At 62.6% G+C, this 23,475-nt stretch carries 25 protein-coding genes and 1 pseudogene; 15 read left to right on the top strand and 11 right to left on the bottom strand.

All coding sequences use genetic code 11. The features are described from left to right. Window positions 1-330: 330 nt before the first annotated feature. The 9 genes and pseudogenes from G365_RS24555 to G365_RS24560 form a co-directional block, all read left to right on the top strand. Window positions 331-495: pseudogene (locus G365_RS24555) on the top strand (DUF6538 domain-containing protein); the annotation flags it as partial. Between the two features lie 12 nt (window positions 496-507). Then, window positions 508-1,923 (top strand): site-specific integrase, encoded by a 1,416-nt coding sequence (locus tag G365_RS0107065; RefSeq protein WP_169545069.1) that lies wholly within the window; start codon window positions 508-510, stop codon window positions 1,921-1,923. A 342-nt stretch (window positions 1,924-2,265) separates the two neighbouring features. Continuing rightward, window positions 2,266-2,931, top strand: coding sequence for a recombinase family protein (locus tag G365_RS0107070; protein ID WP_019644812.1), 666 nt, complete (start codon window positions 2,266-2,268; stop codon window positions 2,929-2,931). A gap of 98 nt (window positions 2,932-3,029) precedes the next feature. Continuing rightward, entirely contained in the window at window positions 3,030-3,254 is a 225-nt protein-coding gene (locus tag G365_RS0107075; protein WP_019644813.1) for a hypothetical protein, read from the top strand. Window positions 3,255-4,184: 930 nt separating this feature from the next. Then, window positions 4,185-4,889, top strand: a complete 705-nt coding sequence (locus G365_RS0107080) for a DUF3102 domain-containing protein (RefSeq protein ID WP_169545071.1) — start codon at window positions 4,185-4,187, stop codon at window positions 4,887-4,889. Window positions 4,890-4,931: 42 nt separating this feature from the next. Further along, entirely contained in the window at window positions 4,932-5,198 is a 267-nt protein-coding gene (locus G365_RS23470; RefSeq protein WP_407635438.1) for a phage antirepressor N-terminal domain-containing protein, read from the top strand. A gap of 272 nt (window positions 5,199-5,470) precedes the next feature. Continuing rightward, window positions 5,471-5,956, top strand: coding sequence for a M24 family metallopeptidase (locus G365_RS0107090; RefSeq protein WP_155976163.1), 486 nt, complete (start codon window positions 5,471-5,473; stop codon window positions 5,954-5,956). A 173-nt stretch (window positions 5,957-6,129) separates the two neighbouring features. After that, window positions 6,130-6,504 carry a hypothetical protein gene (locus G365_RS0107095; protein ID WP_019644817.1) on the top strand — a complete coding sequence of 125 codons (375 nt, stop codon included), beginning with the start codon at window positions 6,130-6,132 and terminating at the stop codon, window positions 6,502-6,504. A gap of 69 nt (window positions 6,505-6,573) precedes the next feature. Then, on the top strand, window positions 6,574-6,753 hold the full coding sequence (locus G365_RS24560) for a helix-turn-helix transcriptional regulator (RefSeq protein ID WP_019644818.1): 180 nt from the start codon (window positions 6,574-6,576) through the stop codon (window positions 6,751-6,753). A gap of 180 nt (window positions 6,754-6,933) precedes the next feature. Here the strand turns inward: G365_RS24560 and glnA are convergent, their stop codons facing one another. Both glnA and G365_RS0107110 read right to left on the bottom strand, forming a co-directional pair. Then, window positions 6,934-8,343: a type I glutamate--ammonia ligase gene (gene glnA / locus G365_RS0107105; RefSeq protein ID WP_019644819.1), complete on the bottom strand. Its 1,410-nt coding sequence runs from the start codon at window positions 8,341-8,343 to the stop codon at window positions 6,934-6,936. A gap of 122 nt (window positions 8,344-8,465) precedes the next feature. Then, on the bottom strand, window positions 8,466-8,804 hold the full coding sequence (locus tag G365_RS0107110; RefSeq protein ID WP_019644820.1) for a P-II family nitrogen regulator: 339 nt from the start codon (window positions 8,802-8,804) through the stop codon (window positions 8,466-8,468). Window positions 8,805-9,107: 303 nt separating this feature from the next. Between G365_RS0107110 and G365_RS0107115 the strand changes: the two genes are divergently transcribed. Further along, on the top strand, window positions 9,108-10,283 hold the full coding sequence (locus G365_RS0107115) for an aminotransferase (protein WP_019644821.1): 1,176 nt from the start codon (window positions 9,108-9,110) through the stop codon (window positions 10,281-10,283). On the opposite strand, the gene G365_RS0107120 is transcribed toward G365_RS0107115, so the two are convergent. The 8 genes from G365_RS0107120 to phnG form a co-directional block, all read right to left on the bottom strand. After that, complete coding sequence (locus G365_RS0107120; protein WP_019644822.1) at window positions 10,249-10,956, bottom strand: DUF1045 domain-containing protein; 708 nt, start codon at window positions 10,954-10,956, stop codon at window positions 10,249-10,251. The two genes, G365_RS0107115 and G365_RS0107120, sit on opposite strands and share 35 nt — an antisense overlap. 312 nt (window positions 10,957-11,268) lie before the next feature. Continuing rightward, window positions 11,269-12,411 (bottom strand): alpha-D-ribose 1-methylphosphonate 5-triphosphate diphosphatase, encoded by a 1,143-nt coding sequence (locus G365_RS0107125; RefSeq protein ID WP_019644823.1) that lies wholly within the window; start codon window positions 12,409-12,411, stop codon window positions 11,269-11,271. A 13-nt stretch (window positions 12,412-12,424) separates the two neighbouring features. Then, window positions 12,425-13,150, bottom strand: a complete 726-nt coding sequence (gene phnL, locus G365_RS0107130) for a phosphonate C-P lyase system protein PhnL (RefSeq protein ID WP_019644824.1) — start codon at window positions 13,148-13,150, stop codon at window positions 12,425-12,427. Then, a complete protein-coding gene (gene phnK / locus G365_RS0107135; RefSeq protein ID WP_019644825.1) occupies window positions 13,150-13,935 on the bottom strand; it encodes a phosphonate C-P lyase system protein PhnK in 786 nt (261 codons plus the stop codon). The genes phnL and phnK overlap by 1 nt, the downstream gene beginning before the upstream one ends. An 11-nt stretch (window positions 13,936-13,946) precedes the next feature. After that, window positions 13,947-14,840: an alpha-D-ribose 1-methylphosphonate 5-phosphate C-P-lyase PhnJ gene (locus G365_RS0107140; protein WP_019644826.1), complete on the bottom strand. Its 894-nt coding sequence runs from the start codon at window positions 14,838-14,840 to the stop codon at window positions 13,947-13,949. Beyond that, complete coding sequence (locus tag G365_RS0107145; protein WP_019644827.1) at window positions 14,840-15,943, bottom strand: carbon-phosphorus lyase complex subunit PhnI; 1,104 nt, start codon at window positions 15,941-15,943, stop codon at window positions 14,840-14,842. The genes G365_RS0107140 and G365_RS0107145 overlap by 1 nt, the downstream gene beginning before the upstream one ends. Before the next feature lie 11 nt (window positions 15,944-15,954). Beyond that, a complete protein-coding gene (gene phnH / locus G365_RS0107150) occupies window positions 15,955-16,569 on the bottom strand; it encodes a phosphonate C-P lyase system protein PhnH (protein WP_019644828.1) in 615 nt (204 codons plus the stop codon). Then, window positions 16,566-17,039 (bottom strand): phosphonate C-P lyase system protein PhnG, encoded by a 474-nt coding sequence (gene phnG / locus G365_RS0107155; protein WP_019644829.1) that lies wholly within the window; start codon window positions 17,037-17,039, stop codon window positions 16,566-16,568. Before phnG ends, phnH begins: the two co-directional genes overlap by 4 nt. A 241-nt stretch (window positions 17,040-17,280) precedes the next feature. On the opposite strand from phnG, the gene phnF reads away from it, so the two are divergent. Together phnF and G365_RS0107165 are read left to right on the top strand one after the other, a co-directional pair. After that, a complete protein-coding gene (gene phnF, locus G365_RS0107160) occupies window positions 17,281-18,045 on the top strand; it encodes a phosphonate metabolism transcriptional regulator PhnF (protein WP_019644830.1) in 765 nt (254 codons plus the stop codon). Window positions 18,046-18,139: 94 nt separating this feature from the next. After that, complete coding sequence (locus tag G365_RS0107165; protein WP_019644831.1) at window positions 18,140-19,321, top strand: alpha-D-ribose 1-methylphosphonate 5-triphosphate diphosphatase; 1,182 nt, start codon at window positions 18,140-18,142, stop codon at window positions 19,319-19,321. Between the two features lie 24 nt (window positions 19,322-19,345). Here the strand turns inward: G365_RS0107165 and catB are convergent, their stop codons facing one another. Continuing rightward, window positions 19,346-20,008: a type B chloramphenicol O-acetyltransferase gene (catB, locus tag G365_RS0107170; protein WP_019644832.1), complete on the bottom strand. Its 663-nt coding sequence runs from the start codon at window positions 20,006-20,008 to the stop codon at window positions 19,346-19,348. 389 nt (window positions 20,009-20,397) lie between these two features. On the opposite strand from catB, the gene phnC reads away from it, so the two are divergent. From phnC to phnE, 3 genes are all read left to right on the top strand, one after another. Next, window positions 20,398-21,297 carry a phosphonate ABC transporter ATP-binding protein gene (phnC, locus tag G365_RS20675; RefSeq protein WP_019644833.1) on the top strand — a complete coding sequence of 300 codons (900 nt, stop codon included), beginning with the start codon at window positions 20,398-20,400 and terminating at the stop codon, window positions 21,295-21,297. Between the two features lie 93 nt (window positions 21,298-21,390). Then, complete coding sequence (gene phnD / locus G365_RS0107180) at window positions 21,391-22,383, top strand: phosphonate ABC transporter substrate-binding protein (protein ID WP_019644834.1); 993 nt, start codon at window positions 21,391-21,393, stop codon at window positions 22,381-22,383. Between the two features lie 100 nt (window positions 22,384-22,483). Continuing rightward, on the top strand, window positions 22,484-23,287 hold the full coding sequence (gene phnE, locus G365_RS0107185; RefSeq protein ID WP_019644835.1) for a phosphonate ABC transporter, permease protein PhnE: 804 nt from the start codon (window positions 22,484-22,486) through the stop codon (window positions 23,285-23,287). Window positions 23,288-23,475: the final 188 nt, after the last annotated feature.

The raw sequence follows: 23,475 nt of genomic DNA on the forward strand, positions 1-23,475 counted from the left end.
AGACCGTGGATCATGCTACCCCTACGATCAAACACAGATCGGGCAGCAGCACAAGCCCTATGGGTCTGGTCCGGTTGATACTTTTGCAGGCAGCCCATGACTTTACCAAGGCCGCGCGTCACAACGCAAAACCCCCGCCGGTTGCCCGGCGGGGGTCTGCTTAAACACCGTTCCGGTCCCGTACGGGGCCGGAGGCTCTGCTTACGCAGAGTAGTACATCTTGGACGGTTGGCGAAGGCAACCCCCGTCTCTGACCCCTGCCACTTCCAGCAAAGCCAAGATCAGACGCGCCGTGCGGCTGGTCCACCGACTGGTCCACCGGGGGCAGTCATGCACTTGAGGAAGCGAGAGGGAACTTATCACTGGCGGCGTAAGGTGCCGTTGACGTTGGCAGCGCGTTGGGGCAAATCGGAGTTGGTTCGATCCTTACGGACATCTGACCGCCATGCGGCATATCGTCAGGCCCGTTCGTTCTCCGTTGTCGCAGACCAATTCTTCGCACAGGCCATGTCACAGCCCACCTTGACCCCCGACCAGATCGACACCTTAGCCCGCCAGTATTTCGGCAATGCCTTAGAGGCTGACAACGCGCTCCGAGTTCACGCCCATCCCGGTAAGTCCCTGTACGCGGGCGGTGATGACGGCATAGACCCGGTTGAAGCTGACCTAGATGTTTTGGACTGGCTGGAAAGTGAGTTTAGGGAGGCAATCGCCTATCACGACTTCCACCGCGTTCAGGCGGATGTGGAACGGCTGTTGACTGAGGTCGGGCTTCCCGTGGACCGAAAGACGGAACCGTTCAAGCGTCTTGCGTTGGCGCTGTTGCGGGCCAACGTCGAACGCCTGCGCATTGCCAAGGCGCGGCGAGTTGGGGATTACGGGGTTGAACCCGCTGACCCGCTTTTCCGGTTCCAGCCTTCCCCCGTCCCGGTTGCGTCACAGCCGGACCCGGCCCTATCCTCGCTCCCACTTCTCGACCTGATCGCGGCCTATGTCCAGACGCGTGAACAGGACCGCAGATGGACCGCTGACACCAAGCGCAAGACCCTGCCCAAGCTGATCCGCTTTGCTGAGACGCTGGACAACAAGCCGGTGGACACGGTCAGCCGCGATGATATCCGCACTTGGAGGCAGTCTTTAGAGGAAAGCGAACTATCCAACAACACCATCCGGCTTCACTTCAAAACCGTGGCGGCGGTGTTCAACTGGGCCAAGACTGAGAAACGCGCCACCCTCGACAACCCGACAAAGGGTTTGATGCCGCCCGAGGATGACCCGGTTCGGGACGCATTCACGTCCGAAGAGTTGAAGAAGCTGTTCCATTCGCCGCTTTATACTGGTCATTGGCGGGCGGATCGGCGGGAGCGTCCCGGTAAGGTGCTGCTGAAGGATTTCAAGTATTGGTTCCCACTGATTGGCCTGCACACCGGGATGCGGGTGGAAGAGATCGCCAAGTTGCGGACCGAGGATGTGCGGCAGGAAGACGGCATCTGGTGCTTCGATATCAAGAAGGCCAAGACCAAGGCAGGGGAACGACTGGTACCTATCCACCCCCGCCTGATTACGCTGGGCTTTCTTGACCATGTGGCGGCGGTCAAAGAGGAACGTCTTTGGCCGGAACTGGTCGCTGATGCCGAAGGTGATTATAGCGGCAAGTTCTGCAAGTGGTTCCCTTGGTATCGCCGGGTCATCGGCATTGACCGCGAAGGGCTGGTCTTCCACTCCTTCCGCCACCTGTTCACGTCCTACCTTCTGAACGTGGTGGGTGTTGAGGAACGGATGGTCTCCTTCCTCGTCGGCCACAAGGTTAAAAGTATGACCGGGGGACGCTATGGCAACAAGCTGATCACACCTAGAATGAAGCTGGACCTGTTCAAGGAGGCCGACTTCGGGGTGGATTTGTCGCACCTTATGGGGTCGTGATGAGCAGAAACGGACACCCCCTTTTGTCCACTCCCCCGGATTTTTCAGGGGCAAAAATCTAAGCGGCTTATCGCCCATACTGGTTCGGCTGTTTTCCCCGGTACCCCGCCTTCCTACCACCCAACGGGCAGCATCGGGGCCGGTGGGGCGCTGGGCCATGCGCGTTCCTTCCTGCCTGTCGGGGGAGTGCATGGCGGAAGCGAAGGCAGCCCCCGAACAGGCCGGGGTCTTCCTGTGCCTGATAGGGGTTGCCCGTTCCTGAAGCCCGAAGGCGTTCCACCCGCTTGACACCCACCGCAAACAGCCTTTACAAATCTCTCAACGTTCGGAGAGAGGTGTGTAATGGCTATGCGGTTCGTCGCCTATTACCGGGTATCCACCACCAAGCAAGGGCAGTCTGGGCTAGGACTGGAAGCCCAGAAGGAGGCGGTCCATTCCTTCCTCACTGGCAAGGGCTGGCCCCCGGTGGCTGAGTTCGTGGAAGTCGAGAGCGGCAGGAAGTCAGACCGCCCACAGCTTGTCGCTGCCCTCGCTGCCTGTCGTCTTCACAAGGCTACCCTGATCATCGCCAAGCTGGACCGGCTGGCCCGTAACGCTGCCTTCCTGCTGAACCTTCGGGATGCTGGCGTTGACTTCGTGGCCTGTGACATGCCGGACGCTAACCTCCTGACGGTGGGGATTATGGCTTTGGTGGCTGAGGATGAAGCCGAAAGGATCAGTGCCCGCACCAAGGGGGCCTTGGCAGCGGCAAAGGCCCGTGGCGTCAGGATGGGTGGCTTCCGTGGCTATGTCCCCACAGAGGAAGACCGGGCTAAGGCTGTTGAGGCGAAGAGGGCCAAAGCCCAGCGCCCGGACCTGAACCCCATTCTTGAAGAGATCAAGGCGGCTGGGGTTACCAGCCTGTCCGGCATTGCCAAGGCGCTGAATGAGCGGGGCATCCCGACAGCCAAGGGCGGGCAGTGGCAGGCGGTCCAAGTTCAGCGCCTGCTGAAGGCAAGCACGGTATAGGCAAAGGTGGGGTATCTATGCACCCTTGCAAAGATTGACAGCGATTCTCTGTGAAATCATTATTCCCGCCGTTGAGATCAACCACAGAGGAAAGCACCATGCTTGTTACCGCCTTCCGCTCCCGGTTCATCTTCGAGACGCTGCCGGGCGGTTTCTTCCTTCGCGTTCCCTTGCTGGGGCAAGCCTGCTTTACCCGGAACCCCGACAACGCCCCAATTGCCCTTTCCAGCGAGAAGGCCGGGGGTGAGACGCTGGGATATTGGGGGCGGCTCCGGTGGGTCGTTTCACCGTGGGGAGTCCTTGAGGCAACCGGGGAGGTTTAAGGACCGACGCTAGGGGCGATTTCCGGGCCGCTGGTGGCCGGTAATGCGGTGGCTGGTGGAATGAGGCTGTCAGCCCCCACCGCTTCTGTGTGAGTCTGGAAACGGCTTTGAGGGGGTGTCCCCAGATTTGGGGAACCCCCAAGCCCAAGAGGGCCGGGCGAAGACCCTTCAGAATTGAGAGCTGAATTTATAAGCTAGATCAATGGGTTATAATTTGGTCGCACTTAAGACAGGTGGGGAAAGCTGATAGATAAAGCTGACACTTAAGGTGCAACTAAAGTTGCCAGTTAGGTGGAAACCTAAAGTGGCCACTAAAAGCTAAACTGGATCAATGGGTTATAATTAGGTTGCACTTAAGACAGGTGGGGAAAAGCTGATAGATAAAGCTGACACTTAAGGTGCAACTAAAGTTGCCAGTTAGGTGGAAGCCTAAAGCTGCCCCTAAAGGGGGTGATTACCAACAACCATCCCCCAAGATGGAACAAGACCAGATGGCCCAGTCAGGCAGGGCTTCGGGGTGATCATAGATTTTTTTTCATCCCTCTGTGTCTTAGCTATCGGTCTTGGTGCTGACCATCCAGACCCTTACCCCTCACTGTCCCCCATACCGGAAGAGAAGGGGACCACTGCCAAGAGTGGGGGTCTTCTCTTTCAAAGTGGCCCGCGTTGATGATCGACATGCAGGCGGGTGAACGTGCTGACTACCCAAAAATCTTCCGGGGAGATCGTGCCTCTTCCCACGCCCTGACTTCCGGGGGTGGCTCAACCGTTCGGGAAATCCAAATGGCTGTCCATGCTGGACGCTGAGGGGCTTACCCTGAAGCGAGTTCAGGGGAAGGACCGGCTGGTCATGGGCTATACCGGGGCCAAGGCCATGCAGGTAAGCGGAAGGGGGGTAGGTCCTGCAAAATCCCTCTTGATCCATTTGGAGTGCATGGTGCGTCAAGCGCACCTTGGTCTTCGCCCAAAGGAGACAGGAATGAACGCTATCGCCCCCTCGACGCCCTCGCACAGCGCATCAATGAAGAACAGCACCAGATTGAACACCACGCCAAGGGAATGCTGTTGGCTGCCAAGGCTGCCGGTGAGGCGCTGATTGAGGCCAAGAAGATGCTGGCCCATGGGCAGTTCAAGCAGTGGGTCGAGGCGAACACCAAGGTCAGCTACCGCTCTGCTGTCAGGTACATGCAGGTCGCCAAATGTGCCACGCATGGCACTTTTGACCCTGACATGGGGATCAACGCTTTCCTTGAGCAGTACGCCCAGGAACGCTCCAAGCCCGCACCCAAGTCCAACCTCCCGACCTTCACCGAAGACGACGCCGAATATGCCCTGAAGATCGCCGCCCGCATGGACAGCGAGTTTGAGGGGGAACGGGAGGTCGCCAAGGCCAAGCTGGAGAAGATGGCGAAGGACCACGGCATGACCAGCGGGGAGTTGCTGGAGAAGGCCCGTGCCATCCAGCCCCTCAACCACCTCGCTGAAGCTGAGAAAGAACTGAACGCACTGCGGGAGGAGTTGGCCCGCCGTGATCGCATCCTGTCTGACCTGAAGCGACGCTTCGCCGGGGCCAGCAAAGACGAACTCATCGAGATTTTGGCCGACCTGAAGGCCCGTGGAATGTGGAAGGGGTAACGACCATGCAGGTAAGCGCCCAGCGCCTCCGAAATCATCACCATCGCTGACACCCCGGTCCCCGCTGCGGTGGGGCAGGACGGAAAGGTTTACTTCTCGCCCCGCGCCATCTGCGAGGGGCTGGGCATCACTTGGCAAGGCCAGCACGTCAAGATCATGGCTGACCCGGTGCTGTCGAGCTGCGTCACGGAAATCGTGATGCAGATCGGTGGCCAGGGGCGGTCGGTTCTCATGCTCCCCAAGGAAATGGCCCCCGGCTGGCTGTTCACCATCAAGAAGGTGGCCCCCGAGGTGCAGGCCAAGGGCTGAAGCAGAGAGGGGCAGTAACGGCCCTGTCAGGGGCGGGTGGTGCCGTCCCTCTGATGATGCCAGCCGCATCACTTCCACCCACCCGAAAAGGAGAAAGGCCAATGCGCTGGAACGCACTGACCTTCCTGTTTCTGGTGGTTCTGCTGACGGTGCTTTTCAGCACGGCAGCGAACTGACCGGGGGCCGTCCCTCTACCCTTCCAAGAGAGGGGGACGGTTCCCAGAGCTTAAACCCGACAGGGCGGGAATTTCAACCGAACTGGCGTGGAGATAGTGAGCGAATTTAACGATCAAAAATTTCTGATCAATCGTCTGGAAATTAGGTTGCACTTAAGCCGGGCAGAAACGTCCCGGTCAATCCCGGAACACCCTGCCGGGGTCTTTTGCATTCCCGCGCCCAGCGCATCCAACAACCGGAAAGGAAAATCAGAAATGACAATGACCTATGAAACCCGTGTTTCCGCCCTCGCTCACCACATGGCTTTCTTCACTGTTATGGCAGTCAGCACCTGCGAAACAGAAGAAGCGGACAGCCATACGGATATGGCCCTTACGCTTTGGCTGGAGGAACACGGCTACCCGGAAATGCGTAAGAACAACCAGATGGCGATTGAGGCAATGAAGGAAGCTCAGAACATTGTGGCTGCTGCTGTCCGGGTAGGGCGCGGAAGCCCGAGCGATGCGGGGCGGTGGATACTTGAGAGGGCCACTGAGGCTGGGCTGTCCCGATATCAGTTTATCCAAAAGCAGATGCACTAAATAAAAACAACAGACGGCTTGAACGCCCCTAAGCACTCCCGGCCTGTCCTTGGCTGGCAAAGCGCCAATTCCCCACATCCCCACATCCCCACAACTCGACGCCTTCCCACGGCCCGGATCAATCTGGGCCGTCTGGAAACGTGCGTCTGCATTTCCGCACAGGACCACCCTCTATGCTGAGAAAGAAACGCCGCTCCCCTGTCTATTCGATTGATCGCGATGGGAAGGCCATTGTCCTTGTCTCCCTCGCGAACCACCCCGAACCCGCCAAGCTGCTGAAGGCTGATTTCCTGCGTTTGGAGGAAATGGGGCTAAGCATGGCTTGGACGTTCAATTCTAACGGTAATGGGCACCATTATGTTCGGGCTTCAGTGCCGGGTGTCCGTGGCAGTCTGTCAACCGTCGCCCGTCTGATTGTCGGGGCCGGTCGTGGTCAGTGTGTCCAGTATCGGGACGGCAACCGCCTGAACCTGCGTTCAGACAACCTTTTCATCTCTGATGGCTATGCGAAGCACCGGGCGGAAATCCCTGCTGACGATCCGTTCTGATCCGCCTCTTACCTGTCCCCCGACTCCGGCCCGCCAGTGAGCGGGCTTTTTCATTTTCTGGAGACCCAGATGGAAGTTCAGCCGCGATATCTCAACCGTGAACAGGCAGCCGCCTTTCTGTATGTCCAGCCCAAGACCCTGACCAATTGGGCCACTCAGGGGAGAGGCCCGAAGTTCAGGAAGCCCACTGCACGGGTGATCTTGTACGCTGTCGAAGACCTTCAGGCATGGGTGAATGGGGAGGCGTGAGCCTTCCCGCCCCGTGGTCTTCCCCTTGGTGCCCTGTCAGGGGTGCGCCCTTGCTGAAACATCCGGGGCAAAGAAAAACCCCCGTCAGAACACTGGCGGGGGTTCTCTTGACTGGTCCACCCGGCTGGTCCACCATGCCCTTGTCGGGGGTGATGGAAGCCGCAGGAACCCTTATTCTGCTTACGCAGAGTAGTACATCTTGTACTCGATCGGGTGCGGGGTGTGTTCGTAGGCGTAGACTTCCTGGAACTTCAGCTCGATGTAGGAGTCAATGAAGTCCTTGGTGAAGACGTCGCCACGGGTCAGGAACTCGTGGTTGGCCTTCAGGGCGTCCAGCGCTTCACGCAGCGAGCCGCACACGGTCGGGACCTGAGCCAGTTCTTCCGGCGGCAGATCGTACAGGTTCTTATCCATCGGGTCGCCCGGGTGGATCTTGTTCTGGATGCCGTCCAGACCGGCCATCATCATGGCGGTGTAGGCCAGATACGGGTTGGCGGTCGGATCCGGGAACCGCACTTCGACGCGCTTGCCCTTCGGGTTGGCGACGTGCGGAATACGGCAGGAGGCCGAACGGTTGCGGGCGGAATACGCCAGCAGCACCGGGGCTTCAAAGCCCGGGATCAGGCGCTTGTAGGAGTTGGTGGACGGGTTGGTGAAGGCGTTCAGGGCCTTGGCATGCTTGATGATGCCGCCGATGTAGTACAGCGCCATGTCCGACAGGTCGGCATAGCCCGAACCGGCGAACAGCGGCTTGCCGTCCTTCCACAGGGACTGGTGAACGTGCATGCCCGAGCCGTTGTCGCCGGCCAGCGGCTTCGGCATGAAGGTCGCGGTCTTGCCGTAGGAGTGGGCGACCATGTGCACGACGTACTTGTAGACCTGCATCCAGTCAGCAGCCTGCATCAGGGTGCCGAACTTGAAGCCCAGTTCGTGCTGCGACGCGGCCACTTCGTGGTGATGCTTTTCCATGGGCAGGCCCATGTCCATCATCACGGTGCACATTTCGGCGCGCAGGTCGACGGCGTTGTCAACCGGCGGAACCGGGAAGTAACCACCCTTGACACCCGGACGGTGGGCGTAGTTGCCGCGTTCGAATTCCTTATCGGTCACCCACGGGGCGTCTTCGGAATCCAGCTCGAAGGAAACCTTGTGCATATCGACGGTGTAACGCACGTCGTCGAACACGAAGAATTCAGCTTCCGGGCCGAAGTAGGCGGTATCGGCAATGCCGACGGACTGGGCGTAGGCCAGACCCTTCTTGGCAATCGCGCGCGGGCAGCGGTCATACAGCTGGCCGGTGGCCGGATCGACGACGTCGCAGACGATGATCAGGTGCGGCTGGGCCGCAAACGGATCGAGAACGGCGGTGGACAGATCCGGCATCAGGATCATGTCGGATTCATTGATTTCCTTCCAGCCGTGGATGGAGGAACCGTCGAACATGATGCCTTCGGTCAGCAGGTCTTCATCAACGGTGGAGACGTGCTGGGCGGTGTGCTGCCACTTGCCCTTCGGGTCGGTAAAGCGGAAATCGACATACTTAACGTCGTTTTCCTTGATCATCTCGAGAATGGTATTGACGTCGGACATTGTCCTGCTTCCCGTTATCAGTGGCGAAACATTGGGTTTGGGTAGGGGTACCGGAAGGCGTGGCCGGAGTGGGCTCCGTCACAGCCCTGACATTAAGGTGCTGCCGGGGAAAGGGGCGCGGATCAGACCGCTTCGTCCCCGCGTTCCCCGGTGCGGATCCGGATCGCATCTTCAATGGTGGAGATGAAAATCTTGCCGTCCCCGATGCGCCCGGTCTGGGCGGCGGACTGGATGGCTTCGATCGCCCGTTCGACCAGGGCGTCCTGAATGACCAGCTCGATCTTCACTTTCGGCAGAAAATCGACGACGTATTCGGCACCGCGATACAGCTCGGTATGCCCCTTCTGGCGGCCAAAGCCCTTGGCTTCGGTCACGGTCAGGCCCTGCAGGCCGATTTCGTGAAGGGCTTCCTTCACTTCGTCCAGCTTGAACGGCTTGATGATGGCTTCGATCTTCTTCATGCGCCGGTCGTCTCTTCCCTTGGTCAGGCGCCCCGGCGTGCTAGGCCGGTGCGGTGAACTGGTTTGCGCATTTTACATATCACGTTGCGTGCCAACTCTCCAACGGTATTGAAAACACACGAAAAATTCATGCAGTGCCGCAACTTTGGGCGTGTTGGGTGCGGGAATCTGCTCAAATAAAAAGCAATGATGCCTGTTTTTTGGGCGCATGCCGGTGTGGCGGAAGGGATGCAGATGCCTAAGTCTTGTGCTATGGGGAAGACACGGACCCCCATAGCGACCGGAGTCGGACAGGAGACCCCCATGGCGAAAGCGGCCAACAGCATTCTTTCCTCCTACGGAACCACGATTTTTGAGGTGATGTCGCGGCTGGCGGCAGAGCATGGCGCGGTTAATCTCGGGCAGGGCTTTCCCGCCGGGCTGGAACCGGCGGATATCATCGCCGCCGCCGCCCGTGCAGTGACCGATGGCCCGCACCAGTATCCGTCAATGCTGGGCATCCCGGCGCTGCGGCAGGCAATTGCCGCCCACGAAAAGACCTTCTGGGGGCTGGATGTTGACTGGCAGTCGGAGGTGCTGGTCGTCTCCGGGGCGACCGAAGCGCTGGCGGACTGCCTGTTCGGGCTGATCGAGCCGGGCGACGAGGTGATCGTGTTCGAGCCGCTGTACGACAGCTATGTGCCGATTATCCGCCGCGCCGGGGGCGTGCCGGTGCCGGTGCGCCTGTCGCCGCCGGACTGGGCCCTGCCGCGTGCCGAGCTGGCCGCCGCCTTCTCGGACAAGACCAAGCTGGTGCTGCTGAACACCCCGATGAACCCCTGCGCCAAGGTGTTCAGCCGCGATGATCTGGCCTATGTCGCCGGGCTGGTGCAGCGGCATGACGCCTATGCCCTGTGCGACGAGGTGTATGAACATCTGGTGTTCGACGGTCAGGACCATGTGCCGATGATGACCCTGCCGGGCATGCGTGACCGCTGCATCCGCATCGGCTCGTTCGGCAAGGTGTTCTCGCTGACCAGCTGGAAGGTGGGGTACATCGTTGCCGCCCCGGCCCTGATGCAGCCGATTGCCCGCACCCACCAGTATATGACCTTCACCACCCCCACCGCGTTACAGGCGGCGGTGGCCTGGGGGCTGGAACACCGGGATGACTATGTGCGTGGTCTGGCCGGGCAGCTTCAGGCCCGCCGTGACCGGCTGTCCGCCGGGCTGGCGGAGCTGGGCTACCGCCCGTTGACGGCGCAGGGCACCTACTTCCTGACGGTGGACTTCTCGGCGCTGGGCGATGAAGGCGATGCCGATTACTGCCGCCGTCTGACCACTGGGGCCAAGGTGACGGCGGTGCCGCTGTCGCCGTTCTACCTTGACCGGCCGGGGGTGGAGACGCCGCGCAGCTTCATCCGTTTCTGCTTCGCCAAGACCGATGCGGAGATTGACGAGGCGCTTATCCGCCTGCGGGCATACGGCGCCACAGCGTAAACGGCTGGTCGCGGTCGGGCTGGCGGTAGATGGCAACCTCGGTCAGCCGCAGCCGTTCCAGCCCGCAGCCAGAAAACAGGGCGGCCAGATCCCGCGTCAGCGCGGCGGTCCGGTCGCCCTGACCGTTTAGGAGACCGCTCAGGGGGCCGGTCAGGGTCATGTGAAAGCGGAAGGTGTCCAATACGTAGGGGTAGCCCCAGCGGGTCAGGTGGGCGTCCTCTGCCGGGGTCAGACCCTTGGCGCGGCGGCTGGCCTGCTGTTCCGGGGTTTCCGGGCGGCGGAAGCGGTCGAGTTCTGTCACGCAGCGCCCGGCAAAGGCCTGAAGCGCCGCCGAGGGCTGCTGCGGGATCAGCGCCAGAAATCCGCCCAGCCGGGTCACCGCCAGCGGTGGCAGATCAAACGCGGCCTGACCGGCCATCAGAGTGCCCGCCGCCTTCAGCAATCCGTCCTCATCGCTGCCGTCTGCCAGTTCAAACGGGGCCTTCAGCGTGGCATGGAAGCCATAAAAGCGCGGCGCTGCCGTCAGGGCCCGGATCTCTTCCGCCGACAGTCCGGCCAGTTCCGGCTGGTCGTGCGGTGTGCCGTCCACTCCCCGCCCCAGCCAGCGGGCCGCCGTCCGTTCCAGATCAGACCCGGCCGGAGGAGCGTAGTAGAGGGCGTAGCGGGCAGTCATGATGGGATGTGTCCTGAGAGAGAAAGAGAACGGGGCGCTGCCCCGTGACCCCGCAAAGGGCCGTCAGGCCCTTTGATCCCGTTTTAGGGAAGGAAAAACGCTGTTTTTGGTGCGGGCTAAGCCCGCAGAGCAGAAAAGGGGCCTGACCGGAAACAATGATCTCCGGTCAGGCTGGATGAAAAACAGAGGTGAAGGAGGCCGCGCCTCCTTCTGGGGCCACGGGGCAACGCCCCGCTTTTTTTAGCCTGGGCAACGCCCCGCTTTTTCAGCCTGGGCAAAGCCCCACCAAGCCCCATTCTCTGTATTCTTCCCTTAATACACCACCGCCCCATCGCGCCAGACGCGGCGGACGAGGGGGGTGTTATCCTGCACGGTGACGCGCACGAGATCAGCGCGCAGACCGGGGGTGATGCTGCCGCGGTCGGTCAGGCCGACCATGGCGGCGATGTTGGCGGAAACGCAGGCGACGGCGTCGTGCAGGGCCATATCGGCTTTTTCGGTCAGCAGAATGACGGACTGCAGCAGGGAATAGGGCACGTAATCCGACGACAGGCCGTTCAGCAGGCCGCGTCTGGCCAGATCAAGGGCGGAGATGTTGCCGGAGTGGGAGCCGCCGCGCACGACGTTGGGGCCGCCCATGATGGTGCCCTGCCCATGGCGGCGGGCCATTTCAGCCGCTTCGAAGGTGATCGGGAATTCCGAGATCACGCAGCCGTCGGCAAGGGATTCCAGAACGTGGGCTTCGGTGGCGTCGTCGTGGCTGGCCAGCGGCAGGTTCCGCTGGCGGGACAGGGCGACGATTTCGCGGCGGTGCTTGTTGGAATACTTTTCCTGATCCTCGCGGCATTGGGCGAGGATGCCTTCCAGCTGCTCCGGGGTCCAGCTTTCGCCTTTGTAGTACTGGACGAATTTAGAAATATCGCTCCACTGGCGCTGACCGGGGGTGTGGTCCATGACCGACACCAGTTTGGTCAGCGGGTGATCGACAAAGGGCTCGAACAGCTCGACCACGCAGGGGTCGGAGACCTCGCAGCGCAGATGGAACAGGTGATTGGCCCGCAGCATGCCGTTGGTCTGGGCATGCTGAACGGCGGCGAGGGACTGGTTGAGGATTTCGCGGCGCATACCCCGGCCCCGGTATTCCCCGACCGAGACGGCATCGTAAACGGTGGTGATGCCCGCGCCGATCACCTGAGTGTCGTGGGCGGCGGCGGCGGCCAGTGCGTTGGGCCACAGCACGCCGGGGCGGGGCTCGAAATGCTTTTCCATGTTGTCGGTGTGCATTTCGATCAGGCCGGGCAGCAGCAGGTCGCCGCCCAGATCAACCGCGCCGGGGGCGGCGCTGGGGGTATCGGCGACCTCAGCGATCAGCCCGTCGCGGACGACGACGGTGCCGGTGAAGTCAGCGGCGCGGGTGACGACGCGGGCATTGGTCAGGATCAGTTCTGCGCTCATGATCGGGGGTCTCTTAAGCAGCCTGAGAGGGAACGGGGAGGACATCAAACAGCCGGTCGGCAACGGCGGCGCGGGCGTCGGCATCGTGGAAAATACCGATCACGGCGGCCCCGCGCTGCTTGGCTTCCGTGATCAGCTCCAGCACCGTGGCGCGGTTGGCAGCGTCAAGGCTGGCGGTCGGTTCGTCAAGCAGCAGCACCGGATAGGGCACGCTGAAGCCCCGGGCGATGTTGACGCGCTGCTGTTCCCCGCCGGAGAAGGTGGCCGGGGCGAGGGACCACAGCCGTTCGGCAATGCGCAGGCGGGTCAGCAGGGCGCGGGCGCGGGCGCGGGCCTCCTCCGGCGCGGTGCCGAGGGTGATCAGCGGCTCGGCGACGATATCCAGCGTGCTGACACGCGGGATGACGCGCAGAAACTGCGAGACATAGCCCATGGTGTGGCGACGCACCGCCAGAATCTGGTGCGGGGTGGCACTGACCATATCGACGGTGCTGTCGCCGTGGCGGACCAGCACTTGCCCGGATCCGGGCTTATAATTGGCATACAGCGACCGCAGCAGGGTGGATTTTCCCGCCCCGGACGGGCCATGCAGGGCGACGCATTCGCCGGGGAACACATCCAGCGTCAGCCCGGCGAACACCGGCAGGCGGGCCCCGCCCTGCGTATGCAGGACGAAGGTTTTTTCCAGATCGCGGACCGAAACGGCGGGGCGGGGGGCGTTGGTTTGGTTGGTCATCATCACACCTGCAGCACCGAGGACACCAGAAGCTGGGTATAGGGGTGGTGCGGGTCATCCAGCACCTGATCGGTCAGGCCGGTTTCCACCACCTGTCCTTCCTTCATCACCATCAGGCGGTGCGCCAGCAGGCGGGCAACGGCCAGATCGTGGGTGACGATGATCACCGACAGGCCAAGGCTGCTGACCAGCCCGCGCAGCAGATCCAGCAGGCGGGCCTGCACGGAAACATCAAGGCCGCCGGTCGGTTCATCCATGAAGATCAGGCGCGGCTGGGTCACCAGATTGCGGGCGATCTGCAACCGCTGCTGCATCCCGCCGGAGAAGGTGCGCGGCAGGTCGTCGGTGCGGTCATCGCTGATTTCCACCCGGCCCAGCCAGTCAATGGCCTGATCGCGGATATCGCCGTAATGGCGCGCCCCGACCGCCATCAGCCGTTCGCCGATGTTGGCCCCGGCGGATACGGTCATCCGCAGGCCGTCGCGGGGGTTCTGGTGGACGATGCCCCATTCGGTGCGCATCAGCAGGCGGCGGCGCGGTTCAGACACGCGGTAGAGGTCGATCTCGCCGTCGTGGCGGCTCTGGTACAGCACCCGGCCACTGCTGGGGTCCTGCCGGGCTGACAGGCACGACAGCAGGGTTGATTTCCCGGAGCCGGACTCCCCGACGATGCCCAGCACTTCGCCGGGGTACAGATCAAACGACACATCGCGGCAGCCAAGGCGGCTGCCGTAATAATGGGTCAGCCCTTCAACCCGCAGAAGGGGCGTTTGCGGGATCATGGTCATGGTCATGGTCCTTATTCGGCTGCGGTGGCGCGCTGATAGGCGTCGGCATCGACACCCTGCGGGCCGACATGCCCGGCGGCGCGGCGGTCGCCGCAGTAATCGCTGTCAGAGCAGACGTACATCCGCCCGCCCTTATCGTCGGTGATGACTTCATCAAGGAAGCTGTCGGTGGCCCCGCACAGGGCGCAGCAGTCATCCCACCGCTGCACCTCGAACGGGTGATCGGTGAAGTCGAGGCTTTTGACCGGGGTATAGGGCGGCACGGCGTAAATGCGCTTTTCCCGCCCGGCCCCGAACAGCTGCAGCGCCGGGCTGTTGTTCAGTTTCGGGTTGTCAAATTTGGGGATCGGCGACGGCGCCATCAGATAGCGGTCATTGACCATCACCGGGTAGTCATAGGTGGTGGCGATATGGCCGAAGCGGGCGATATCCTCGTACAGCTTGACGTGCATCACCCCGTATTCCTGCAGGGCATGCATCTTGCGGGTTTCGGTCTCGCGCGGTTCCATCCAGCGCAGCGGCTCGGGGATCGGCACCTGATAGACCATGATCTGGTTTTCGGTCAGCGGCGTTTCCGGGATGCGGTGGCGGGTCTGGATCACCGTGGCCTCAACCGTCTTTTCGGTGGTTTTCACGGCGGCGGTGCGGGCGAAAAAGCGGCGGATCGAGACGGCGTTGGTGGTGTCATCGGCCCCCTGATCAATCACCTTCAGGGTGTCGTCCTGCCCGATGATGGCGGCGGTGACCTGAATGCCACCGGTGCCCCAGCCATAGGGCAGCGGCATTTCGCGCCCGGCGAACGGCACCTGATAACCGGGGACCGCCACCGCCTTCAGGATGGCACGGCGGATCATCCGCTTGGTCTGTTCGTCGAGGTAGGCGTAGTTGTAGCCGGTGTCAGTCATCACAGTTCTCCCTGTTCACCGGACCGGGCGCGGCGGCGGGCGTCGTATTCGGCCCGCAGGGCGCGCACCGCGACCAGTTCTGACTGGAAATCCACGTAGTGCGGCAGCTTCAGGTGCTGGGTGAAGCCGGAGGATTCGACGGTGTCGCCGTGGCTGAGGACGAATTCCTCATCCTGCGCCGGGGCGGTGATGTCTTCGCCCAGCTCCCGCGCACGCAGGGCACGGTCAACCAGCGCCATTGACATCGCCTTGCGCTCGCCGTGGCCGAAGGTCAGGCCGTAGCCCCGGGTAAACTGCGGCGGTGTGGTCTTTGAGCCCTTAAACTGGTTGATCATCTCGCACTCGGCGACCTCGATGCTGCCGATGCAGACCGGGAAGCCCAGCTCTTCCGGGATGATCTCGACATCGACGCTGCCGATGCGGATTTCCCCGGCGAAGGGGTGGCTTTTGGCATAGCCGCGCTGGGTGGAATAGCCCAGCGCCAGCAGCCAGCCTTCATCGGCACGGGCCAGTGTCTGCAGGCGGACTGCCCGGTCCGCCGGGTACAGCGGCGGCTCGCGGGTGATATCGCCGGGCTCGGCATCGTCGGCGGCCAGATCCGGCTCGATCAGGCCTTCGGCGTTCAGCAGGGCGGTGACGCGCGGGCAGGGCTCCAGCGGGGCGGCATCGGCGGGCACCGGTACCGGGGCTTCGCCGTCAGCGGCCAGCGCGAAATCCAGCAAGCGGTGGGTGTAATCGAAGGTCGGGCCCAGCACCTGCCCGCCGGGCAGATCCTTGAAGGTGGCGGAAATGCGCCGGATGATCCGCAGGGCGTCGGTTTCCAGCGGCTCGGTCGTCGCCAGACGCGGCAGGGTGGTGCGGTAGGCGCGCAGCAGGAAGATCGCTTCCATCAGGTCGCCGCGCGCCTGCTTGATCGCCAGCGCCGCCAGATCGCGGTCGTACAGCGACCCTTCGGTCATCACGCGGTCAACCGCCAGCGTCATCTGGTTTTTGATCTGGTCCAGCGTCAGTTCGGCCACGGCGGTGTCGCCGCGCCGCTGTTCCGCCAGAAGCTGGTGGGCGGTGTCGATGGCCTTTTCGCCGCCTTTGACAGCTACATACATGGCGTCTCTCCTTAACCGGCGGCGGACAGGGTGGCGCGGGTGGTGCGCGGCAGGCCGCACACCGCGCCGGGTGTGGTCAGCAGCACATCCACTCCCTGCGGAAACAGCGGGGCGAAGGCGTCCCGGTCGGCCCAGAACGCGTCCGGCAGGCCGGAGACACTCAGGCTGACACTGCCGTTGATGCCCGGCCCGGTCAGGATGCGGGCATCGGCGTCAGCCTCCTGCGGTGGCAGCTGCACGATCAGGGTGGCGGCCAGATCCGGGGCCTCGGCGGTGCCAAGGCTGAAGCGGTCCAGCGCCGTCAGGGCGGCACAGTCGGCAATCACCGCAAAGGCAGCCTGTTCCGGCAGCGACACCAGCGGCGCGCCGGTATGGAAGCGGACCCAGCCGCTGACATCCGGGGTGGACAGCACCGGGTCCAGCCACAGCGGGGTATCCATATCAGCCAGCGTCAGGATCATCGCGGCGGCGGCGGGCGACAGCGGGGCCGGGGCCGGGGGCAGGTGCGGCACGGCGGCCCACTGGCCGGGGCGGCTGAGGGCGGTCAGGGCGCAGCGGAACACCGCCTGCGCATCATGCACCGCATCGGCGAAACCGGGGGTGAGAGTGGCAGCGGACAGGGTCATTCGTTTTCTCCCCGCACCAGAGTAAAGAAGTCCACCCGCGTCGCCGCCGCTTTGGCGGCCATGCTGTGGCGGGCGGCATCGCGCCGCTGTTCCGCCGGGGTGATCAGGGTGCGGTCAAGGCTGTCGGACAGGGCGGGGTCCTGCATCAGGGCGTCGAACACGGCAGCCAGCTCGGCGTGGCGGCGGTCGCGTCCGGCCACCCACGAAAAACCGGTCAGGCCGCTGTCAAGGCGCACGGCGCAGCGGGTCAGGGTCATTTCCCCCAGATTGAACCGGCTGCCGGTGCCGCCGGAGCGGGCACGGATCAGCGCCGATCCGATTTCCGGGGCACGCAGAAAGGTATAGCCGGGCTGCTGGGGCAGGGCGGCGGCGGCGGCCTCCAGCTCCGGCAGCGGGATTTCGGCCAGAATGCCGATCCAGCGCTGACGCGCCTGCTGACCGGCAGTGAGAGGGGAAGGAGCGGCGGACATGGGAACTCCATGACGACGGGAAAGGGAGGGGCGACAGGAAAAAGGGACGACAGGAAAAAAGGGACGGAACACCTGAGAGGCCCCGACAGATCGCGGATTTGTCTAAGGTGGGCGACAACCGCGAAAATTTGTCTAGACATCTAAACTAATCTTTTTATATTGGCAGTCGTGCAGCCGGACAAGCACCTTTGCGTGACCGTTTCGTTGCACTGCGTTTTTCCCGTGATTTCAGGAGGATGGAATGAATCCGTCTGATCTGTCCGCCCCGACATCCCCGGCAGGTGTCGATCTCAGCCGTGAAAACGGAGTCGCCCTGTGGAAGCAGATCCAGCAGGTGCTGGAGGCGGAAATCGCACAGGGCATCTGGCCGCCGGGGGAAAAGCTGCCGACCGAGTTCCAGCTGGCGGAGCGCTTTGACGTCAACCGTCACACCGTGCGGCGGGCCCTGTCAGGGATGGAGGAAAAGGGCCTGCTGCGGGTGGAGCAGGGGCGCGGCATCTTTGTGCATGAACATGTGATTGATTACATGGTCACCAAACGCACCCGCTTTACCGAGAATCTGCGCCGCCAGAACCGCAGCACCGACGGAAAGTTCCTGTTCGTCGAAATGGAAGGGGCATCGGAAAAGGTGGCCAAGGCGCTGGGCCTGCGGGAAGGGGACCCGGTGATCTGCTGCGCCAAGGTGTCTTATGCCGACGGGCGGCCGATCAACGTCTCGGAGACCTATTTTTCCGCCGTCCGCTTCCCCGGGATTGAAGATGTGCTGCGGGAGTGTGAGTCAATCACCGAGGCGCTTCAGCGCTGCGGCGTGCGGGATTACACCCGTAAAAGCACCCGGGTGATTGCCCGCCTGCCGTCGCAGGCCGATGCTGACCATCTGCGCCAGCCGCGCAACCGCCCGGTGCTGGTGACAGAAGGTCTGGATGTGGATGAACAGGGGCGTCCGGTCAGCTTCGGGGCGTCGCGCTGGGCCAGTGACTGGGTGCAGATTGTTTTCGAAAGCTGATGTTGCAACAATAAGTACATTTTTAAAAAATAAAAAAATACATCATTATTTGAACTGAAGTGATGATTTCTCTTTTGTTCAAAGGATATGTACTATGTTTGTTTTATCTGGTGGTCGGATACTGTCGGGTGACGGGGTTCTGTGCGATGGCGGCCTGCTGGTCCGCAATGGCCGCATCGACGGTATTCTGCCCGACGGTGCTGCCGCCCCGCAGGGGGCGCGGGTGCTGGATGTCGGCGGCGCATTGATCCTGCCCGGCATCATTGATCTGCACGGCGACGCCTTTGAGCGGCAGCTGATGCCCCGCCCCGATGTGCATATGCCGATGGCGGTGGCCCTGCTGGAAACTGACCGCCAGATGATTGCCAACGGCATCACCACGGCGTATCACGGCCTGACATGGTCGTGGGAGCCGGGGTTGCGGGGCCGCGACGCCGCCCGCACTTTTATCGCCGAGCTGGCCCGTCTGCGCCCGCATCTGGGCTGCGATACCCGGCTGCACCTGCGCCATGAGATCGCCAATCTGGAAGATGAGGCGGAGCTGGCCGGGCTTCTGGCCTCCGGGCAGGTCGATCTGCTGGCCTTCAATGACCATATCGACAGTATCCGCTGCGCGCTGGAAAAGCCGGGCAAGGCCGGGGCCTATGCGGCGCGGACCGGGCTGACGGTTCCGGCGCTTTATGCCCTGATTGACCGCCTGCTGGAACGGCGGGCGGAGTGGGAGCCGTCGCAGGCGCGGCTGGCGGCGGTGGCGCTGGCGCATGGGGTGGCCATGGCCAGCCATGATGACCCGTCCCCGGCATTCCGGCAGCAGATGCAGGCGATTGGCTGCACCCTCTCGGAATTTCCCATAGATGCCGCGACCGCCCGGGCGGCACGCGACATGGGCAGCCCGGTGGTGCTGGGGGCCCCCAATATCCTGCGCGGCGGCAGCCATTGCGGGCGGCTGAACGCGGCGGAGGCGATCGGGGCCGGTCTGGGGACGGTTCTGACCTCTGATTACTATTATCCGGCGTTGCTGCTGGCGGCATTCCGGCTGGCGCAGGATGGCGTGTGCTATCTGCCGGATGCCTGGGGGCTGGTGTCATGGAACGCCGCCGATGCCGCCGGGCTGACCGACCGGGGCCGGATTGCCCCCGGCCTGCGGGCTGACCTGACGGTGGTGGATGACAGTCTGCCCGACTGCCCGCGGGTGCAGGCCACGTTCGTCAACGGGCATTGCCTGTTCAACGCGCTGGGCCTGCGGGCCCAGTCGGTCAACGGCGCGGCGGCCTGACGGCTGAAGACAGGTCCGTCCCGGTCATCCGGGGCGGACCTGCTGTTCCCAGAAGCGGTACAGACCGCTGATATCGCCGGAAGACAGCAGCGGCACCGCCTGCGCGATCCGGTCGTCCGGCCAGTCCCACCATGCCATTTCCAGCAGGCGGGCGATGTCTTCCTCCGCAAAGCGGGGCCGGATGATCCGGGCCGGATTGCCGCCGATGATATGATACGGCGGCACATCCCGGCTGACGAGGGCCCGGCTGCCGATGATTGCCCCGTGACCGATGGTGACGCCGGGCAGAATCATTGCCTCCGTCCCGATCCAGACATCACTGCCGACCACCGTATCCCCGGCGGGGCAATAGCCGCTGGGGGCTTCGGCATGTCCGGGGGCTTCCGGCGCGAAGTGGAAGGGGTAGGTGGAGATCCAGTCGGCCCGGTGCCCCTGATTTCCGGCCATGATGAAGGCAACCCCCGACCCGATGGAACAGAAGCTGCCGATTATCAGGCGGTCCACATCGCTGCGGTCTGGCATCAGATAGCGGGCGCAGTCGTCAAACGGCACCCCGTGATAATACCCGGAATAATAGCTGTACCGCCCGACGATGATATTCGGGTTGGTCACATGCTCTGACAGCATGACGCCTTTATACGGGCTTTCAAAAGGATTAGCGGGGGTATTGGCGGCAGGGCGGGGCATGGCAGGTCCACAGTCAGGAAGGGAGCCCGGAGCGGGGGCAGGAACGGGGGGGTAAGACAGAGATAACGACGACCGCAGACCCTTGCAAGATTGGGTGAAATCCCCGCTCCGGTCTGAAAGATGTCGCAGGCAGGGGACAAAAGTGTGATTGGTGCGGTCTCTGTCCTGCTGAAACCTAAACAAATCGCGATCCTGTCTAGGGCGCTGGGCCGGTTGAGCGGCCTGAAGTTCAGTATTTCCGCCGGTTTATGATTGTTTCCGCATGATTAAACAAAGCTTCACATCGCTGAAATCGAACTGTCACGGATCATCGGTAAGACCACTCCTGTCGCCGCCCGGTCTGTCCGGCGGGCTGACGTGTCATCCTGATCCGATGTGGAGTTGTGCCCGTGACAGCGATTTATGTCTCCAACCTCAGCAAGTCCTTCCTGTCCGACCGTAAGGCGCTGGACGGCGTATCGCTGACGATTGCTCCGGGGGAGATGGTGGCGCTGATCGGGGCGTCAGGCTCCGGCAAGTCGACCCTGCTGCGTCATATCGCCGGTCTGGTGGCCGGCAGCCGCCCGGCGGCGGAACAGGAGCCGTCCGTGGTGTCCGTTCTGGGCAAGGTGGTGCAGAAGGATGGCCGCATCGCCGGGTCGATCCGCAGTGTGCGGGCTGACCTTGGCTTTGTGTTCCAGCAGTTTAATCTGGTGTCGCGCCTGACGGTGCTGACCAACGTGATGCTGGGGTTTCTGGGCCGTATCCCGGCATGGCGCGGCTGCCTTGGCCTGTTTACCCACGCTGAAAAGCAGAAGGCGATGGACGCCCTGAATGCGGTCGGCATTGCGCCCTATGCGCTGCAGCGGGCCTCGACCCTGTCCGGCGGGCAGCAGCAGCGCGCCGCCATCGCCCGTGCGCTGGTGCAGCAGGCACAGGTCCTGCTGGCGGATGAGCCGATTGCCTCTCTCGACCCGGCGTCTTCGACCCGGGTGATGGATACGCTGGCGCAGATCAACCGTGACCGGGGCATCACCGTGCTGGTGTCGCTGCATCAGGTTGATTACGCCATCAAATATTGCCCGCGCACCGTCGCCATGCGTGACGGACAGGTGGTTTATGACGGCCCGTCGTCGGCCCTGACCCCTGATTTCCTGCGCGAACTGTATGGCGCGGAAAGCGAGGATCTCCTCCTTGGCCGCACCAGCCGCCCGGGGGCCGGTGAAGATCCGGCCCCGCTTGCCGCCGGAGACGGCAAGCCCGCTGATCCGTCAGTGGCCGGGGGTGCTCTGGCGATGGTTGCCCCGTAACACGCCGTTACGGGGGACAGGGGCCCCGCCGCACTCTTCCCGTTTCTGTTTATCCCTCTCTGTCCGTGTCTTACCCAACCCGGAGACCGTCTTATGTTCCGCACTCTGCTCACGGCTGCGGCCGTTGCCGTGGTGATGACCCCGGTTGCCCACGCCGAAGCCCTGAAAGAAATCAACTTCGGCATCATTTCCACCGAAAGCACCCAGAACCTGAAGACCATGTGGGACCCGTTCCTGGTCGATATGGAAAAGAAGCTGGGCGTTAAGGTGAAGGCGTTCTTCGCCCCCGACTATGCCGGGGTGATCGAAGGCATGCGCTTTAAGAAGGTTGATGTGGCGTGGCTGGGCAACAAGGCGGCGATGGAGGCGGTTGACCGCGCCAATGCCGAGGTGTTCGTGCAGACCGCCGCCTCTGACGGGGCGCCGGGGTACTGGTCGCTGCTGATCGCCCACAAGGACAGCCCGCTGAACGACCTGAAGGACGTGCTGAAGTGCGACAAGTCGCAGACCTTCGGCAACGGTGATCCCAACTCCACCTCGGGGTTTCTGGTTCCCAGCTACTACGTGTTCTCCCAGAACAACGTGGACCCGAAGGACTGCTTTAAGAACGTCCGTTCCGCCAACCATGAAACCAACCTGATGGCGGTCGCCAACAAGCAGGTGGATATCGCCACCAACAACACCGAAAACTTCGACCGCCTGAAGAAGACCAATCCGCAGGCGATTGAAAACGTCAAGGTGCTGTGGAAGTCGCCGCTGATCCCGGCTGACCCGATTGCGTGGCGGAAGGATCTGGACGATGCCGACAAGAAGAAGATCTCTGACTTCTTCCTGACCTACGGTGCCAACGGCGACAAGGCCGAAGCCGAGCGTGAACTGGCGGTGCTGAAAGGCCTGACCTGGGGGCAGTTCCGCAAGTCCGGCGATTATCAGCTGATCCCGATCCGTCAGCTGACCCTGTTCAAAGACCGCGCCAAGATCGCCGGGGATACCACCCTGTCTGATGCTGACCGCACCGCCAAGCTGGCTGAACTTGATGCCAAGCTGGAAGACCTGAAGGCGCAGGCTGCCAAGGCCGGTCTGTAAGCCCTGATGTGATGCTGCGGGGGTATTCCGGCTGGTGTGTTCTGGCCGGGGTGCCCCCGTTTCCTCCCCAAGATGATGATTTTTCAGACAGGATCGTTCAATGGCTTCCTACGCCGCCACGCCGCCGGTTGCGGTTCCGCATAAACCGCTGCGTCAGTCCCTTGGCTATTATCTCGGCTGGGCCGTGGTGCTGGCCCTGCTCGGCTGGTCGTGGGAAGGGGCGGATATGCGCCCCGGCGACCTGATCACCTACAGCGACAACATGCTGCTGTTCGGGGCCGGGTTCTTTCCGCCCAAGTTCGGGGACTGGCAGGCTTATCTGAGTGAGATGGTCGTCACCGTACAGATTGCCCTGTGGGGCACGGTGCTGGCGGTGGTGCTGTCGATCCCCTGTGGCATCCTGTGTTCAGAAAATCTGGTGCCATGGTACGTCTACCAGCCGATGCGCCGCCTGATGGATGCCTTCCGCGCCATCAACGAGATGGTGTTTGCCATGCTGTTCGTGGTGGCGGTGGGGCTGGGGCCGTTTGCCGGGGTGCTGGCGCTGTTCATCCACACCACCGGGGTGCTGGCCAAGCTGTTTTCAGAAGCGGTGGAAAGCATGGACCCGCGCCCGGTCGAAGGGATCCGCGCCACCGGGGCCAACTGGCTGCAGGAAGTGATTTTCGGCGTTATTCCGCAGGTTTTGCCGCTGTGGGTCAGCTATTCGCTGTACCGGTTTGAGTCCAACGTCAGGTCCGCCACCGTGCTGGGCATCGTCGGGGCCGGGGGCGTCGGTCAGCTGCTGTGGGAATATGTGCGCGGCTTCTATTACGGCGAAACCGCCGGGGTGATGCTGGTGATTATCGTCACCGTCTCGCTGCTGGATGTTCTCAGCCAGCGCCTGCGCAAACTGTTCCTGTAACGGGAAAACGGGGTGCCCCCCTCCCGGGAGGGGGGCAAAAAGCGTGGACAAGATCCCGGCTGGCTCCTGTGCGGGAGGCCCGGCCTCTCACACCCTCCCTTTCGTGTCCTCATAAAAGAAAAAGAGGTCCGGAGATTTTCCTCCGGCGGGTGGCGGGCAGAGCCCGCCTTTTCTATGGGCGCATGTCA

The organism is Novispirillum itersonii subsp. itersonii ATCC 12639 (assembly GCF_000381985.1).
Taxonomy (GTDB): domain Bacteria; phylum Pseudomonadota; class Alphaproteobacteria; order Rhodospirillales; family Rhodospirillaceae; genus Novispirillum; species Novispirillum itersonii.